Genomic DNA, 14629 nt, shown 5'->3' with positions numbered 1-14629 from the left:
CCACCAACGCCTGCTGAGCTCAATCGGCTATATCCCGCCTGCGGAGGCTGAGGCAAACTTCCACCAGCAGCAAACAGATCAGGCCGTGGCGGCCTGACTTAAACGAAACGGTCTCCACGAAACCCGGGGTGATTCAGAATCTGTAGCGCGTAGCACCAAATATTTGCGAGCAATACTCCTTATCTGCTAGCAATTCGCGTGTGAACGCTTTGAGCATTTGATGCAGAGGTAAAATCTGGTCTCTGGTCTCTGGTCTCTGGTCTCTGGTCTCTGGTCTCTGGTCTCTGGTCTCTGGTCTCTGGTCTCTGGTCTCTGGTCTCTGGTCTCTGGTCTCTGGTCTCTGAAGGTGTCTTGGGGCGTTGCCCGCCTTAGCGTTGTCGCTTGGCTACGGGGCTATGTCTTTACGCGATCTGGCCTGCTTTGATGTAGTCGTTCCTGGGACTTATCAAAGTTGGAAAGCTTCTTGCAGAGGCAGCGCCAGGCGCCCTCCAGGCGTCAAAGTTTTTGCTTGAAGAGGACTCGCGGTGGATCGCACTCAGTTAATCAACAGCGCCCGACACAACCTGGCCGGCCTCGGTCGGGGCAACCTCGGCGTGCCGCTGCTGTTGCTGGTGATGATGGCAATGATGATGTTGCCGATCCCGCCGTTCCTGCTCGATGTGTTCTTCACCTTCAACATCGCCCTGTCGATCGTGGTCCTGCTGGTCTGCGTGTATGCCTTGCGCCCGCTGGACTTCGCCGCCTTTCCCACCATCCTGCTGGTGGCCACGCTGCTGCGCCTGGCGCTGAACGTCGCCTCGACCCGTGTGGTGATGCTCCACGGCCATGAGGGGCACGAGGCCGCGGGCAAGGTGATCCAGGCCTTCGGCGAAGTGGTGATCGGCGGCAACTACGTGGTCGGCGCGGTGGTCTTCGCCATCCTCATGATCATCAACTTCGTGGTGGTGACCAAGGGGGCCGGGCGTATCTCCGAGGTGAGCGCGCGTTTCACCCTGGACGCCATGCCCGGCAAGCAGATGGCCATCGACGCCGACCTCAACGCGGGATTGATCGACCAGGCCCAGGCCAAGGCGCGCCGTGCCGAGGTGGCCCAGGAGGCCGAGTTCTACGGCTCGATGGACGGTGCCAGCAAGTTCGTGCGGGGCGATGCCATCGCCGGCCTGCTGATCCTGTTCATCAACCTGATCGGCGGCATGCTGATCGGCATGCTCCAGCACGGCATGCCGTTCGGCGAGGCGGGCAAGGTCTACGCGCTGCTGACCATCGGTGACGGATTGGTGGCGCAGTTGCCGTCGCTGCTGCTCTCCACCGCCGCGGCGATCATGGTCACCCGGGCCTCCAGCTCCGAGGACATGGGCAAGCTGATCAACCGGCAGATGTTCGATTCGCCCAAGGCCCTGGCGGTGTCCGCTGCGCTGATGATCGTCATCGGCCTGGTCCCGGGCATGCCCCACGTTGCCTTCCTCGGCCTGGGCGGGCTGGCTGCGGGCGCAGCCTACCTGGTCTGGCGCAAGCAGCAACAGGCCAAGGTCAAGGCCCAGGAAGAGGCGCAGCGCCAGCAGGATCTGCTGCCATCGCCCCAGCGTGCCCTGGAAACCAAGGAACTGGGCTGGGACGACGTGACACCGATCGACATGATCGGCCTGGAGGTCGGCTACCGCCTGATCCCGCTGGTCGACCGCAACCAGGGTGGTCAACTGCTGGCGCGGATCAAGGGGGTGCGCAAGAAGCTGTCCCAGGACCTGGGCTTTCTCATGCCTACCGTGCACATCCGCGACAACCTCGACCTGCAGCCCAGCGCCTACCGCCTGACCCTGATGGGGGTGATCCTGGCCGAGGCGGAGATCTACCCAGACCGGGAACTGGCGATCAACCCCGGCCAGGTCTTCGGTACGCTCAACGGCATCGCCGCGCGCGACCCGGCCTTTGGCCTGGAGGCGGTGTGGATCGATGTCGGCCAGCGCGCCCAGGCCCAGTCGCTGGGCTACACCGTGGTGGACGCCAGCACCGTGGTCGCCACCCACCTCAACCAGATCCTGCAGAAGCACTGCCACGAACTGATCGGCCACGAAGAGGTCCAGCAGTTGCTGCAGGTCCTGTCCAAGGCATCGCCCAAGCTGGCCGAGGAGCTGGTGCCGGGCGTCATTTCCTTGTCGGGGTTGCTCAAGGTCTTGCAGGCCCTGCTCGCCGAGCAGGTACCGGTGCGCGATATCCGCAGCATTGCCGAGGCGATCGCCAACAATGCGGGCAAGAGTCAAGATACCGCCGCGCTGGTGGCGGCGGTGCGCGTCGGATTGTGTCGCGCTATCGTGCAAAGCATTGTCGGCACTGAGTCCGAGCTGCCTGTGATCACCCTGGAGCCCAGGTTGGAACAGATTTTGCTCAATAGTCTGCAAAGGGCCGGGCAAGGCCAGGAAGACGGTGTTCTCCTGGAGCCGAGCATGGCCGAGAAGCTGCAACGTTCGTTGATCGAGGCGGCCCAGCGCCAGGAAATGCAGGGCCATCCGGCTATCCTGCTGGTAGCGGGCCCGATCCGCGCGATGCTGTCGCGATTCGGCCGCCTGGCTGTACCGAATTTGCATGTTCTGGCGTATCAGGAAATACCTGACAACAAGCAAGTCACCATCGTTGCCACCGTGGGCCCCAATGGCTGAGGTAGTGGGTTATGCAAGTTAAGCGTTTTTTCGCCGCCGATATGCGCCAGGCCATGAAGCTGGTCCGCGATGAGCTGGGCGCCGATGCCGCCATCATCGGCAACCGGCGCATCGCCGGCGGTGTCGAGTTGACGGCCGCGCTGGACTACAAGCTGTCCGCCCTGGCCCCACGTGTGCCCAATGCCGAGCTCGAGGACGAACTGCGCAAGACCCAGTCGCGCATCGCCACCGCCCAGGCCGAGCTGGGCAGCCGCAACGACACCGACGAAGGTAACCGCCAATTGTTCGCCGGCCTGCCGCTGACCGCCTCGGAGCCGTTGGTCGAGCCCCATGTCGACCTGCCGCCGCCTGCCGCCGCGCAGGCTCCGGCTGCCGTCGACCCGCGTCTGTTCGATGCCATGCGCTCGGAGCTGTCGGGGCTGCGCGAGCTGCTCGAAGTGCAGCTCGGCTCCCTGGCCTGGAGCCAGTTGCAGGGCAGCAAGCCGCAGCAGGCCAACCTCTGGCGCCGCCTGCAGCGCATCGGCCTGTCCGGCCCGATCGCCCGCGAACTGCTCGACCTGACCGCCGAGATCGGCGAACCACGGCATGCCTGGCGCATGGTCCTGGCGCACCTGGCGCGGATGATCGAGGTTCCAGAGGTGGAGCCGATCGAGGAGGGCGGGGTGATCGCCATGGTCGGCCCGGCCGGCATGGGCAAGACCACCACCCTGGCCAAGCTGGCGGCGCGCTACGTGCTCAAGTACGGCGCGCATAACCTGGCGCTGGTGAGCATGGACAGCTTCCGTATCGGTGCCCAGGAGCAGCTCAAGACACTGGGGCGCATCCTCAACGTACCGGTGACCTACGTCGATCCGGGCCAGTCCTTGGCCCAGGCGCTGGAGCCGTTGCTGCGCAAGCGCGTGGTGCTGATCGATACCGCTGGCCTGCAAGCCAGCGACCCGGCCCTGCGCATGCAACTGGAAACCCTTGCCGGGCGCGGCATTGCCGCCAAGAATTACCTGGTGCTGGCAACCACCAGCCAGAAGCAGGTGCTGACCGCCGCCTACCACAGCTACAAGCGCTGTGGCCTGGCCGGATGTATCCTGACCAAGCTCGATGAAACGGCCAGCCTCGGTGAAGTGCTGAGCCTGGCCATCAGTCATGAATTGCCGGTGGCCTATCTTACCGATGGGCCGCGCATTCCCGACGACCTGCACCTGCCGCGCAAGCACCAGTTGGTCAGCCGCGCAGTCAGTGTGCAAATGCAGGACGAGCCCAGCGAAGAGGCGATGGCCGACATGTTCGCTGATCTCTATCACAACCCTGGCAAGCGCGCGGGTTGATGAATGTGCAGCGCAAAGTACCTACATCAGGGGGTCGAGTTCAGCCCCTCATGTGGCCTGGGTCCAAGCGAGACAAGGTAAAGAACGAACATGGGTAGCATGCATCCCGTACAGGTGATCGCCGTAACCGGTGGCAAAGGTGGCGTCGGCAAGACTAACGTTTCAGTGAACCTGTCCCTGGCACTGGCCGAGCTGGGCCGGCGGGTCATGCTGCTGGACGCCGACCTGGGCCTGGCGAACGTCGACGTCCTGCTGGGCCTCACGCCCAAGCACACCCTGGCCGATGTCATCGAAGGCCGCTGCGAACTGCGCGACGTGCTGTTGCAGGGGCCCGGTGGCGTGCGCATCGTCCCGGCCGCCTCTGGCACCCAGAGCATGGTGCACCTGGCGCCTGCCCAGCATGCCGGCCTGATCCAGGCGTTCAGCGAGATCGGCGACAACCTCGACGTGCTGGTGATCGACACCGCCGCCGGCATCGGCGACTCGGTGGTCAGCTTCGTCCGCGCGGCCCAGGAAGTGCTGCTGGTGGTGTGCGACGAGCCGACCTCGATCACCGACGCCTACGCCCTGATCAAGCTGCTCAACCGCGACTACGGCATGAACCGTTTTCGCGTGCTGGCCAACATGGCGCAGAGCCCGCAGGAGGGCCGCAACCTGTTCGCCAAGTTGACCAAGGTCACCGATCGTTTCCTCGATGTCGCGCTGCAGTATGTCGGTGCCGTGCCCTACGACGAATGCGTGCGCAAGGCGGTGCAGAAGCAGCGGGCGGTCTACGAGGCTTTCCCGCGGTCCAAGTGTGCGCTGGCGTTCAAGGCCATCGCGCAGAAGGTCGACAGCTGGCCGTTGCCGGCCAACCCGCGCGGGCACCTGGAGTTTTTCGTCGAGCGCCTGGTGCAGCCCACCAGCGCAGGGCCGGTGCTATGAACGCGAGCGGTTTCAAGATGTACAGCAAGGCGTCGCGCGATGCCCAGTACGAACTGGTCGAACGCTACGCCCCGCTGGTCAAGCGCATCGCCTATCACCTGCTGGCGCGCCTGCCGGCCAGCGTGCAGGTCGAGGATCTGATCCAGTCCGGCATGATCGGCCTGCTGGAAGTGGCCAACAAGTACGATGCCAGCAAGGGCGCCAGCTTCGAGACCTACGCTGGTATCCGCATCCGTGGCGCCATGCTCGACGAGGTCCGCAAGGGCGACTGGGCGCCGCGCTCGGTGCACCGCAACACCCGTATGGTCAGTGACGCGATACGTGCCGTCGAGGCGCGTACCGGCCGTGACGCTAAAGATCATGAAGTTGCTGCCGAACTCCAATTGAGTCTCGATGATTACTACGGGATCCTGAACGATACCTTGGGCAGCCGCCTGTTCAGCTTCGACGACCTGTTGCAGGACGGCGAGCACGAAGGGCTCCACGAGGATGGCGCCAGTGGCCAGCTGGAGCCCTCGCGCGACCTGGAGGACGAGCGCTTCCAGGCCGCGCTGGCCGATGCGATCGCCAACCTGCCGGAGCGTGAGCGCCTGGTACTGGCGCTGTACTACGACGAAGAGCTGAACCTCAAGGAGATCGGTGAGGTACTGGGGGTCAGCGAGTCGCGTGTCAGCCAGTTGCACAGCCAGTGCGCGGCGCGCCTGCGCAGCCGCCTGGGGGAATGGCGGGCGCGCTGAAGCCAGGTTCGCCGCAGTCGTTGTAAATGATGCCCAATTGATTGAATGCGTGCTCGGGGCCGAGCGCGTCTAGGACTGCTTGGAGGTCTAATTGAACAAAGACATGAAAATCCTCATCGTTGACGACTTTTCGACGATGCGGCGGATCATCAAGAACCTGTTGCGTGACCTGGGCTTCACCAACACCGACGAGGCCGACGACGGCACCACGGCGCTGCCGATGCTGGAAAACGGCCATTACGATTTCCTGGTGACCGACTGGAACATGCCCGGCATGTCCGGCATCGACCTGCTGCGCAAGGTCCGCGCCCATGACCGCCTCAAACACATGCCGGTGCTGATGGTGACTGCCGAGGCCAAGCGCGACCAGATCATCGAAGCGGCCCAGGCCGGGGTCAACGGCTATGTGGTCAAGCCTTTTACCGCCCAGGTGCTCAAGGAGAAGATCGAGAAGATCTTCGAACGCGTCAACGGTTGAGTCACGTCAGGGGGCGCCATGGAGCAGAAAAACACGTCGCTGGGTGAGTTCGAATCGACCCTGAAGAAACATGCCCAGGAACTGGTCGAGAGCCTCGAGCACGGCCGGTTCGGCGAGGCGGTGCAGTTGATCCACCAACTGAACCAGACCCGCGACCGCGGCCTGTACCAGGAAGTCGGCAAGCTCACCCGCGAGTTGCACAGCGCGATCGTCAGTTTCCAGATCGACCCGCGCATGCCGCAGGCCGAGGAAATGTCGCAGATCACCGACGCCACCGAGCGCCTGGCCTATGTGGTCAAGCTCACCGAGGGCGCCGCCAACCGCACCATGGACCTGGTGGAAGCGGGCACCCCGGTGCTCAACGACCTGGCCGCCGAAGCCCAGAACCTGAGTGCCGACTGGCAGCGCTTCATGCGCCGCGAGGTCGCCGCGCCGGAGTTTCGCGAGCTGGTCAAGCGCGTCGACAGTTTCCTGACGCACAGCGTCGAGGGCAACCGCAAGGTCGCAGGCCATCTCAACGACATTCTCCTGGCCCAGGACTATCAAGACCTGACCGGCCAGGTGATCAAGCGCGTGACCGCGTTGGTCACCGAAGTCGAAAGCAATCTGCTCAAGCTCGTGCTGATGGCAAGCCAGGTCGACCGTTTTGCCGGTATCGAACATGACCACCAGCAGCTGCGCGCTGAAAAAGATCAAGAAAAACATCCGGCCCGGGGTGAAGGTCCGCAGATTCATGCCGATAAGCGTGAAGACGTCGTGTCCGGTCAGGACGATGTCGACGATCTGCTGTCCAGCCTGGGTTTTTAGGGAGCACGTTCAATGAGCTTCGGCGCCGATGAAGAAATCCTCCAGGATTTCCTGGTAGAAGCCGGCGAAATTCTCGAGCAACTGTCCGAGCAACTGGTCGAGCTGGAAAGCCGGCCCGACGACGCGGACCTGCTCAATGCGATCTTTCGCGGTTTTCACACTGTTAAAGGGGGCGCCGGCTTCCTCCAGCTCAACGAGCTGGTGGAGTGCTGCCATATCGCCGAGAACGTGTTCGACGTCTTGCGCAAAGGGGAGCGCCGGGTCGACGCAGAGCTGATGGACGTGGTCCTCGAGGCGCTGGACACGGTCAATGGCATGTTCGGCCAGGTGCGTGAGCGCAGCGACGTCACCCCGGCCACGCCCGAGCTGCTGGCGGCCCTGTCGCGCCTGGCAGAGCCTGCCGCAGCCGAGGCCGAGGCGCCGGCCCCTGAGCAGGCGCCGGCAGCGGTCGCCGAAGCGCCGGCTGCCGAGGCGGACATCACCGATAGCGAATTCGAACAACTGCTCGACTCCCTCGACGCGGTCAAGGCCCAGGCCGAGGCTGCCGAGCAGAGGCAGGGCGAGGCGGTCGGCGGCGAAGGCGACGAGATCACCGATGCCGAGTTCGAGTCGCTGCTGGACCAGTTGCACGGCAAGGGGCAGTTCTCCCCGGAAGCCGTCGCCACTGCGCCGCAGGACTCTGCCGCGGCACCGGCGGGCGACGAGATCACCGACGCCGAGTTCGAGGCGCTGCTCGACCAGTTGCACGGCAAGGGCACCTTCGCCGCCGATGCGCTGCCTGGCGCCGCTGCGCCCGTGGCCAGCGCTGCCCCGGCGGCGGGCGACGGCGAGCACATTTCCGAGCACGAATTCGAAGCGTTGCTCGACCAGTTGCATGGCAAGGGCAAGTTCTCCAGCGACGCAGTGGCTGGCGAGGCACCTGCCGCCGTGGCGGCTGCGCCGGCGACCAGTGCGCCCAAGGCCGAAAGCAAGCCCGCTGCCAAGTCGGCACCGGCCGTCAAGCCTGCCGCCGCCGCGCCTGCTGCCAACAAGCCTGCGGCCCCGGCCCGTGCCCCGGCGCCGGCTGCCGACAAGCACGCGGTCAGCGAGGCGGAAACCACCGTGCGGGTCGATACCGCCCGCCTGGACGAGATCATGAACATGGTCGGCGAGCTGGTGCTGGTGCGTAACCGCCTGGTCCGCTTGGGCCTGAACAGCGGTGACGAGGCCATGTCCAAGGCCGTGTCCAACCTCGACGTGGTCACCGCCGACCTGCAGACCGCGGTCATGAAGACCCGCATGCAGCCGATCAAGAAGGTCTTCGGCCGCTTCCCGCGCCTGGTTCGCGACCTGGCCCGCCAGCTCAAGAAGGAGATCAACCTGGAGCTGGTCGGCGAAGAGACCGACCTGGACAAGAACCTCGTCGAAGCCCTGGCCGACCCGCTGGTGCACCTGGTGCGCAACGCCGTCGACCATGGCGTGGAGATGCCCGACGAACGCGAGGCCGCCGGCAAGGCGCGCACCGGCCGGGTGGTGCTGTCGGCCGAGCAGGAGGGCGACCACATCCTGTTGTCGATCTCCGACGACGGCAAGGGCATGGACCCCAACGTCCTGCGTGCCAAGGCCGTGGAGAAGGGCTTGATGGACAGGGACGCCGCCGAGCGCCTGAGCGAGTCGGACTGCTACAACCTGATCTTCGCCCCGGGCTTCTCGACCAAGACCGAGATTTCCGACGTCTCCGGCCGTGGTGTGGGCATGGACGTGGTGAAGACCAAGATTTCCCAGCTCAACGGCTCGATCAACATCTTCTCGGCCAAGGGCCAGGGCTCGAAGATCGTCATCAAGGTGCCGCTGACCCTGGCGATCATGCCGACTTTGATGGTGATGCTGGGCAACCAGGCGTTCGCCTTCCCGCTGGTCAACGTCAACGAGATCTTCCACCTGGACCTGTCGCGCACCAACGTGGTCGACGGCCAGGAGGTGGTGATCGTCCGCGACAAGGCGCTGCCGCTGTTCTACCTCAAGCGCTGGCTGGTCCAGGGCCAGGTGCACGAGGAGCAGCGCGAGGGGCATGTGGTGATTCTTTCGGTCGGCACCCAGCGCATCGGCTTCGTGGTCGACCAGCTGGTGGGCCAGGAGGAGGTGGTGATCAAGCCGCTGGGCAAGATGCTCCAGGGCACCCCGGGCATGTCCGGCGCCACCATCACCGGCGACGGTCGCATCGCGCTGATCCTCGACGTACCGAGCATGCTCAAGCGTTACGCCGCCCGGCGTATTTGATTTCGGCGGCGCGCCCTGGCGGTTGCGCCGCCTAATGGAGTGTTTATGGCAGTCAAGGTCCTGGTGGTGGATGATTCCGGTTTCTTCCGCCGCCGTGTCTCGGAAATTCTCTCGGCAGACTCGACGATCCAGGTCGTGGGTACCGCGACCAACGGCAAGGAAGCGATCGACCAGGCGCTGGCGCTCAAGCCCGATGTCATCACCATGGACTACGAGATGCCCATGATGGATGGCATCACCGCCGTGCGGCACATCATGCAGCGCTGCCCGACGCCGGTACTGATGTTCTCCTCGCTGACCCACGAAGGCGCCCGCGTCACCCTCGACGCCCTGGATGCCGGTGCGGTGGACTACCTGCCGAAGAACTTCGAGGACATCTCGCGCAATCCGGAGAAGGTCAAGCAACTGCTGTGCGAGAAGGTCCACACCCTGTCGCGCAGCAACCGTCGTTTCGGCGGCTTTGCCACGCCGGCAGCCGCCGTGGCACCGACCAGCCATGTGCCGCTCGGCAGCCCGGCAAGCCCTGCGCCGGCCCGCGCGGCTGCCCCGACGCCGGCCAGCCGTCCTGCCGCCGCAGCCGCTTCCCATGCGCCAGCGCCCAAGCGCAAGCCCTACAAGCTGGTGGCCATCGGCACCTCCACCGGCGGCCCGGTGGCGCTGCAACGGGTGCTGACCCAACTGCCCGCCAGCTTCCCGGCGCCGATCGTGCTGGTCCAGCACATGCCCGCGGCCTTCACCAAGGCATTCGCCGAACGCCTGGACAAACTGTGCAGGATCAGCGTCAAGGAAGCCGAGGATGGCGACGTGCTGCGCCCCGGCCTGGCCCTGCTGGCCCCTGGTGGCAAGCAGATGATGATCGATGGCCGTGGCACGGTGAAGATCCTACCGGGGGACGAGCGCCTGAACTACAAGCCGTGCGTGGACATCACCTTCGGTTCGGCCGCCAAGTCCTATGGCGACAAGGTGCTCTCGGTGGTGCTCACCGGCATGGGTGCCGATGGGCGCGAGGGCGCGCGCCTGCTCAAGCAGGGCGGCAGCACCGTGTGGGCCCAGGATGAAGCCAGTTGCGTGATCTATGGCATGCCCATGGCCATCGTCAAGGCCAACCTGGCCGATGCGGTGTACAGCCTGGACGAGATCGGCAAGCACCTGGTCGAGGCCTGCGTCTGATGGATGTCCTGAGCCTGATCGGTCTGATCCTCGCCTTCGTCGCCATCGTCGGCGGCAACCTGCTCGAGGGCGGCCACGTCGGGGCGCTGGTCAATGGCCCGGCGGCCCTGATCGTGCTGGGCGGCACCCTGGCGGCAGCGCTGTTACAGTCGCCGCTGTCGGCGTTCAAGCGCTCCCTGCAGATCATTCGCTGGATCTTCTTTCCGCCGCGGGTGGACCTGGCCAGCGGTATCGACCGGGTGGTCAACTGGAGCCTGACCGCGCGCAAGGAAGGCCTGCTGGGCCTGGAGGGGGTGGCCGATGCCGAGCCGGACCCGTATGCGCGCAAGGGCCTGCAACTGCTGGTCGACGGCGCTGAGCCCGAGTCCATCCGCAGCATCCTCGAGGTCGACTTCCTGACCCAGGAGAGCCGCGACATCCAGGCCGCCAAGGTGTTCGAGAGCATGGGCGGCTATGCGCCGACCATCGGTATCATCGGTGCGGTGATGGGCCTGATCCACGTGATGGGCAACCTGGCCGACCCTTCGCAACTGGGCAACGGCATCGCCGTGGCGTTCGTCGCCACCATCTACGGCGTGGCCAGCGCCAACCTGATCCTGCTGCCGGTCGCCAACAAGCTCAAGGCCATCGTCCTGCGCCAGTCGCGCTACCGGGAGATGCTCCTGGAAGGCCTGCTGTCGATCGCCGAAGGGGAGAACCCACGCTCGATCGAGCTGAAGCTGCAAGGCTTCATGGAGTAAGCCATGCCGCGCCGTCGCCATACCGAGGAACACGAGAACCACGAACGTTGGTTGGTGTCGTACGCCGACTTCATCACCCTGCTGTTCGCCTTCTTCGTGGTCATGTATTCGATCTCCTCGATCAACGAGGGCAAGTACAAGGTGATCTCCCAGGCCCTGCTCGGGGTGTTCAACGACCCCGAGCGGAGCATGAAGCCGATCCCTATCGGCGAGGAGCGCCCGCTCAGCGTCAGGCCGGCCGAGCCGCTGGTCAAGGACAGCGAGCAAACCGACGCGGGCCTGGCGCAGAGCAGCGTCGATCCGTTGCAGAGTATCTCTGAGGATGTCCGCGATGCCTTTGGCGATCTGATCAAGTCCGACCAGATGACCGTGCGCGGTAACGAGCTGTGGGTGGAGATCGAGCTCAACTCGGCGCTGCTGTTCGGCAGCGGCGATGCCATGCCCAGCGATGTCGCCTTCGAGATCGTCGAGAAGGTGGCGAAGATCCTCAAGCCGTTCGCCAACCCGGTGCACGTGGAGGGCTTCACCGACAACCTGCCGATCCGCACCGCCCAGTACCCGACCAACTGGGAGCTGTCGTCGGCGCGGGCGGCGAGCATCGTGCGCCTGCTGGCGATGAACGGGGTCGACCCGGCGCGCATGGCCTCGGTGGGCTATGGCGAGTACCAGCCGGTGGCGAGCAACGACAGCGCCGAGGGCCGGGCGCGCAACCGCCGGGTGGTGCTGGTGATTTCCCGCAACCTCGAAGTACGCCGCAGCCTGACCGGCTCCGGCAGCGCCAATGCCACGCCGGACGCGGCCTTGCGGCGGGCTGGCACACAAAGTGCACCGACAACGCCTGCAGCGACGGCGGGGGGATGATCCCGTCAATTCCCCGTCACCGATTTTTCACACCGTTCCCGGCAGGGCAGGCGGCCACACCGGGAGGAAGCGACGCACGATGAGAGTCTGGGCAGTAGCCAATCAAAAAGGTGGTGTCGGCAAGACCACCACCACCATCGCCCTGGCCGGCCTGCTGGCCCAGGCGGGCAAGCGCGTGGTCGTGGTCGACCTCGACCCGCACGGCTCGATGACCAGCTACTTCGGGCACGATCCCGATGCCCTGGAGCACAGCTGCTACGACCTGTTCCTGCACAAGGGCGTGGTACCCGAGGGGCTGCCCGGGCAATTGCTGCTGCCCACCAGCGACCAACGCATCTCCCTGCTGCCTTCGAGCACTGCCTTGGCGGTGCTGGAGCGCCAGTCGCCAGGGCAGAGCGGGCTGGGCCTGGTGATCGCCAAGAGTCTGGCGCAGCTGTGGCAGGATTTCGACTTCGCCCTGATCGACAGCCCACCGCTGCTCGGTGTGCTGATGGTCAATGCCCTGGCCGCCAGCCAGCAACTGGTGATCCCTGTGCAGACTGAGTTCCTCGCGGTCAAGGGCCTGGAGCGCATGGTCGGGACCCTGGCGATGGTCAACCGCTCGCGGCGCCAGGCGCTGCCGTACGTGATCGTGCCGACCCTGTTCGACCGCCGCACCCAGGCCTCCCTGGGCACCCTCAAGGTGCTGCGCGACAGCTATGGCGAACAGGTCTGGCAGGGTTACATCCCAGTCGACACGCGCCTGCGCGATGCCAGCCGGGCCGGCGTCACGCCCTCGCAGTTCGACGGCAAGAGCCGTGGGGTGACTGCTTACCGGGCGCTGCTCAAGCACCTGCTGACCTCCACATCCGCGTTGCAGGTGGCCTGATGAACCCAGCCCGGCCGATTACCAGCAAGCCGCAACTGGCCCTGCAGTCCTATCTCGATGGCCTGTTGCAGGAGGCCACCGAAACGTTCGAGGCCGTCGAGGCCGCACCAGCACCGGTCGACGAGCCGGCCGCCACCGACGACGGGTTCGCCGCGGCGGTGCGCGAGGAACAGGCCCGTGACGCCCAGCGACAACAGGCGGCGCCCGCCCCGCAGCCGGTACTCAGCGTTGTCATGTCCGAGGCGATGGCCCCGGCCAGCCCTCCGATAGTGCCCCAGGCCCCGGCTGCCGAGCCGGTAGCGCCACTGGTCGATGTGCACCTGCCTGCGCCGGGCGCGCCACGCCCGCCGGCCACCGTGGATGGCCGCCCAGCCTGGGCGGCGGAGCCGTTCGAATGCCTGCTGTTCGATGTCGCCGGCCTGACCCTGGCGGTGCCGCTGGTGTGCCTGGGCTCGATCTACAGTCTGGCCGGCCAGGAGCTGACACCGTTGTTCGGCCAGCCGGACTGGTTCCTCGGCATCCTCAGTTGCCAGGCGGGCAACCTCAAGGTCCTGGACACCGCACGCTGGGTCATGCCCGAGCGCTATCGCGAAGACTTCCGTCAGGGCTTGCAGTACGTGATTTCCGTCCAGGGCTATGAATGGGGGTTGGCCGTGCACCAGGTCAGCCGCTCCCTGCGCCTGGACCCGGCCGAGATCAAGTGGCGCAGCCAGCGTGGCCAGCGCCCGTGGCTGGCCGGCACGGTGATCGAACACATGTGCGCCTTGCTCGACGTCGCCGAACTGGCCGAGCTGATCGCCAGCGGCGCCGTCAAGCAGTTGCATGCCAAACCGCAATGAATGAACGCCGCCACTGCCGCGGCGATACCGAGCACACCGCCGATGGCGGATTTTGAGGGGTAGGGGAATGAAAAAGTCGTCTGCACAAGGTTCCGAAGATCCGATCCTGCAGTGGGTAACCTTCCGCCTGGACAACGAGTCCTATGGCATCAACGTCATGCAGGTGCAGGAAGTCCTGCGCTACACCGAGATCGCCCCGGTGCCGGGCGCGCCGAGCTACGTGCTGGGCATCATCAACCTGCGTGGCAACGTGGTCACGGTGATCGACACCCGCCAGCGTTTCGGCCTGATGCCGACCGAGGTCACCGACAACACCCGCATCGTGATCATCGAGGCAGACAAGCAGGTGGTCGGCATCCTGGTCGACAGCGTGGCCGAGGTGGTCTACCTGCGTCAGTCGGAGATCGAGACCGCGCCCAACGTTGGCAACGAGGAATCGGCCAAGTTCATCCAGGGCGTGTGCAACAAGAACGGCGAACTGCTGATCCTGGTCGAGCTCGACAAGATGATGACCGAGGAAGAGTGGTCCGAGCTGGAGAACATCTGAGTTGATCTTCGAGGTTGCTGTCATCTTCCTGGCGCTGCTCTGGGCGCTGAGCCTGTGGTTCTTCCTCAACTACAGCAAGCGCCAGCGCGAGCTGGCCGCCCAGCAGGCCCAGGGCGATGCGCTGCGCGACCAGCGCATCAAGGACCTGGCCAAGCGCCTGGACGACTACCAGAACGGCAGCGTGCGCATGGGCGAGGCCATCCATGAGCTGCGCGCGGTGGTCGCGCCCTTGCCCGACAGGCTCCAGCAACTGGAGCAGCGCGACCCCAGCAGCGTGACCTTCACCCAGGCGGCCAAGCTGGTGGGGATGGGGGCCAGCGTCGAGGAGCTGACCCAGAGCTGCGGCCTGACCCAGGCCGAGGCGGAGCTGATGAGCAAGTTGCATCGCGGCGAATGAGAGGATCGAGGGCGACGAAAGTCGCC

The 14629-nt window shown here is 65.3% G+C and carries 14 protein-coding genes; all 14 read left to right on the top strand.

Annotated elements, in window-relative coordinates:
* Window positions 1–524: 524 nt before the first annotated feature.
* The 14 genes from flhA (at window position 525) to NJF35_RS22800 (ending at window position 14603) form a co-directional block, all read left to right on the top strand.
* Window positions 525–2654 carry a flagellar biosynthesis protein FlhA gene (flhA, locus tag NJF35_RS22865; RefSeq protein WP_225789288.1) on the top strand — a complete coding sequence of 710 codons (2130 nt, stop codon included), beginning with the start codon at window positions 525–527 and terminating at the stop codon, window positions 2652–2654.
* Window positions 2655–2665: 11 nt separating this feature from the next.
* A complete protein-coding gene (gene flhF / locus NJF35_RS22860) occupies window positions 2666–3976 on the top strand; it encodes a flagellar biosynthesis protein FlhF (protein WP_225789287.1) in 1311 nt (436 codons plus the stop codon).
* A 90-nt stretch (window positions 3977–4066) separates the two neighbouring features.
* Window positions 4067–4900 (top strand): flagellar synthesis regulator FleN, encoded by an 834-nt coding sequence (fleN, locus tag NJF35_RS22855; RefSeq protein WP_011534890.1) that lies wholly within the window; start codon window positions 4067–4069, stop codon window positions 4898–4900.
* Complete coding sequence (gene fliA / locus NJF35_RS22850; RefSeq protein ID WP_225789286.1) at window positions 4897–5637, top strand: RNA polymerase sigma factor FliA; 741 nt, start codon at window positions 4897–4899, stop codon at window positions 5635–5637. The genes fleN and fliA overlap by 4 nt, the downstream gene beginning before the upstream one ends.
* 103 nt (window positions 5638–5740) lie before the next feature.
* Window positions 5741–6115 carry a chemotaxis response regulator CheY gene (locus NJF35_RS22845; protein WP_225789285.1) on the top strand — a complete coding sequence of 125 codons (375 nt, stop codon included), beginning with the start codon at window positions 5741–5743 and terminating at the stop codon, window positions 6113–6115.
* A gap of 18 nt (window positions 6116–6133) precedes the next feature.
* The gene (locus NJF35_RS22840; RefSeq protein WP_225789284.1) at window positions 6134–6922 is read left to right on the top strand and encodes a protein phosphatase CheZ; all 789 of its coding nucleotides are present in this window, start codon (window positions 6134–6136) and stop codon (window positions 6920–6922) included.
* Window positions 6923–6934: 12 nt separating this feature from the next.
* Window positions 6935–9181 (top strand): chemotaxis protein CheA, encoded by a 2247-nt coding sequence (locus NJF35_RS22835; RefSeq protein ID WP_253091505.1) that lies wholly within the window; start codon window positions 6935–6937, stop codon window positions 9179–9181.
* A gap of 45 nt (window positions 9182–9226) precedes the next feature.
* Window positions 9227–10351, top strand: coding sequence for a chemotaxis response regulator protein-glutamate methylesterase (locus NJF35_RS22830; RefSeq protein WP_225789282.1), 1125 nt, complete (start codon window positions 9227–9229; stop codon window positions 10349–10351).
* Window positions 10351–11091 (top strand): flagellar motor protein, encoded by a 741-nt coding sequence (locus tag NJF35_RS22825; protein WP_225789281.1) that lies wholly within the window; start codon window positions 10351–10353, stop codon window positions 11089–11091. Before NJF35_RS22830 ends, NJF35_RS22825 begins: the two co-directional genes overlap by 1 nt.
* A 3-nt stretch (window positions 11092–11094) precedes the next feature.
* Window positions 11095–11952 carry a flagellar motor protein MotD gene (motD, locus tag NJF35_RS22820; protein ID WP_225789280.1) on the top strand — a complete coding sequence of 286 codons (858 nt, stop codon included), beginning with the start codon at window positions 11095–11097 and terminating at the stop codon, window positions 11950–11952.
* Window positions 11953–12031: 79 nt separating this feature from the next.
* On the top strand, window positions 12032–12820 hold the full coding sequence (locus NJF35_RS22815; protein ID WP_225789279.1) for a ParA family protein: 789 nt from the start codon (window positions 12032–12034) through the stop codon (window positions 12818–12820).
* Window positions 12820–13659 (top strand): CheW domain-containing protein, encoded by an 840-nt coding sequence (locus tag NJF35_RS22810; RefSeq protein WP_225789278.1) that lies wholly within the window; start codon window positions 12820–12822, stop codon window positions 13657–13659. The genes NJF35_RS22815 and NJF35_RS22810 overlap by 1 nt, the downstream gene beginning before the upstream one ends.
* A gap of 67 nt (window positions 13660–13726) precedes the next feature.
* A complete protein-coding gene (locus NJF35_RS22805; protein WP_003254393.1) occupies window positions 13727–14206 on the top strand; it encodes a chemotaxis protein CheW in 480 nt (159 codons plus the stop codon).
* A gap of 1 nt (window position 14207) precedes the next feature.
* Window positions 14208–14603, top strand: a complete 396-nt coding sequence (locus tag NJF35_RS22800) for a DUF2802 domain-containing protein (protein ID WP_225789277.1) — start codon at window positions 14208–14210, stop codon at window positions 14601–14603.
* Window positions 14604–14629: the final 26 nt, after the last annotated feature.

The sequence above is a fragment of the Pseudomonas guariconensis genome (assembly GCF_024127895.1).
GTDB classification, from domain to species: Bacteria; Pseudomonadota; Gammaproteobacteria; order Pseudomonadales; family Pseudomonadaceae; genus Aquipseudomonas; species Aquipseudomonas guariconensis_B.
The sequence above is the reverse complement of the archived record's forward strand: the minus strand, read 5'-3'. Positions and strand labels throughout refer to the sequence as shown.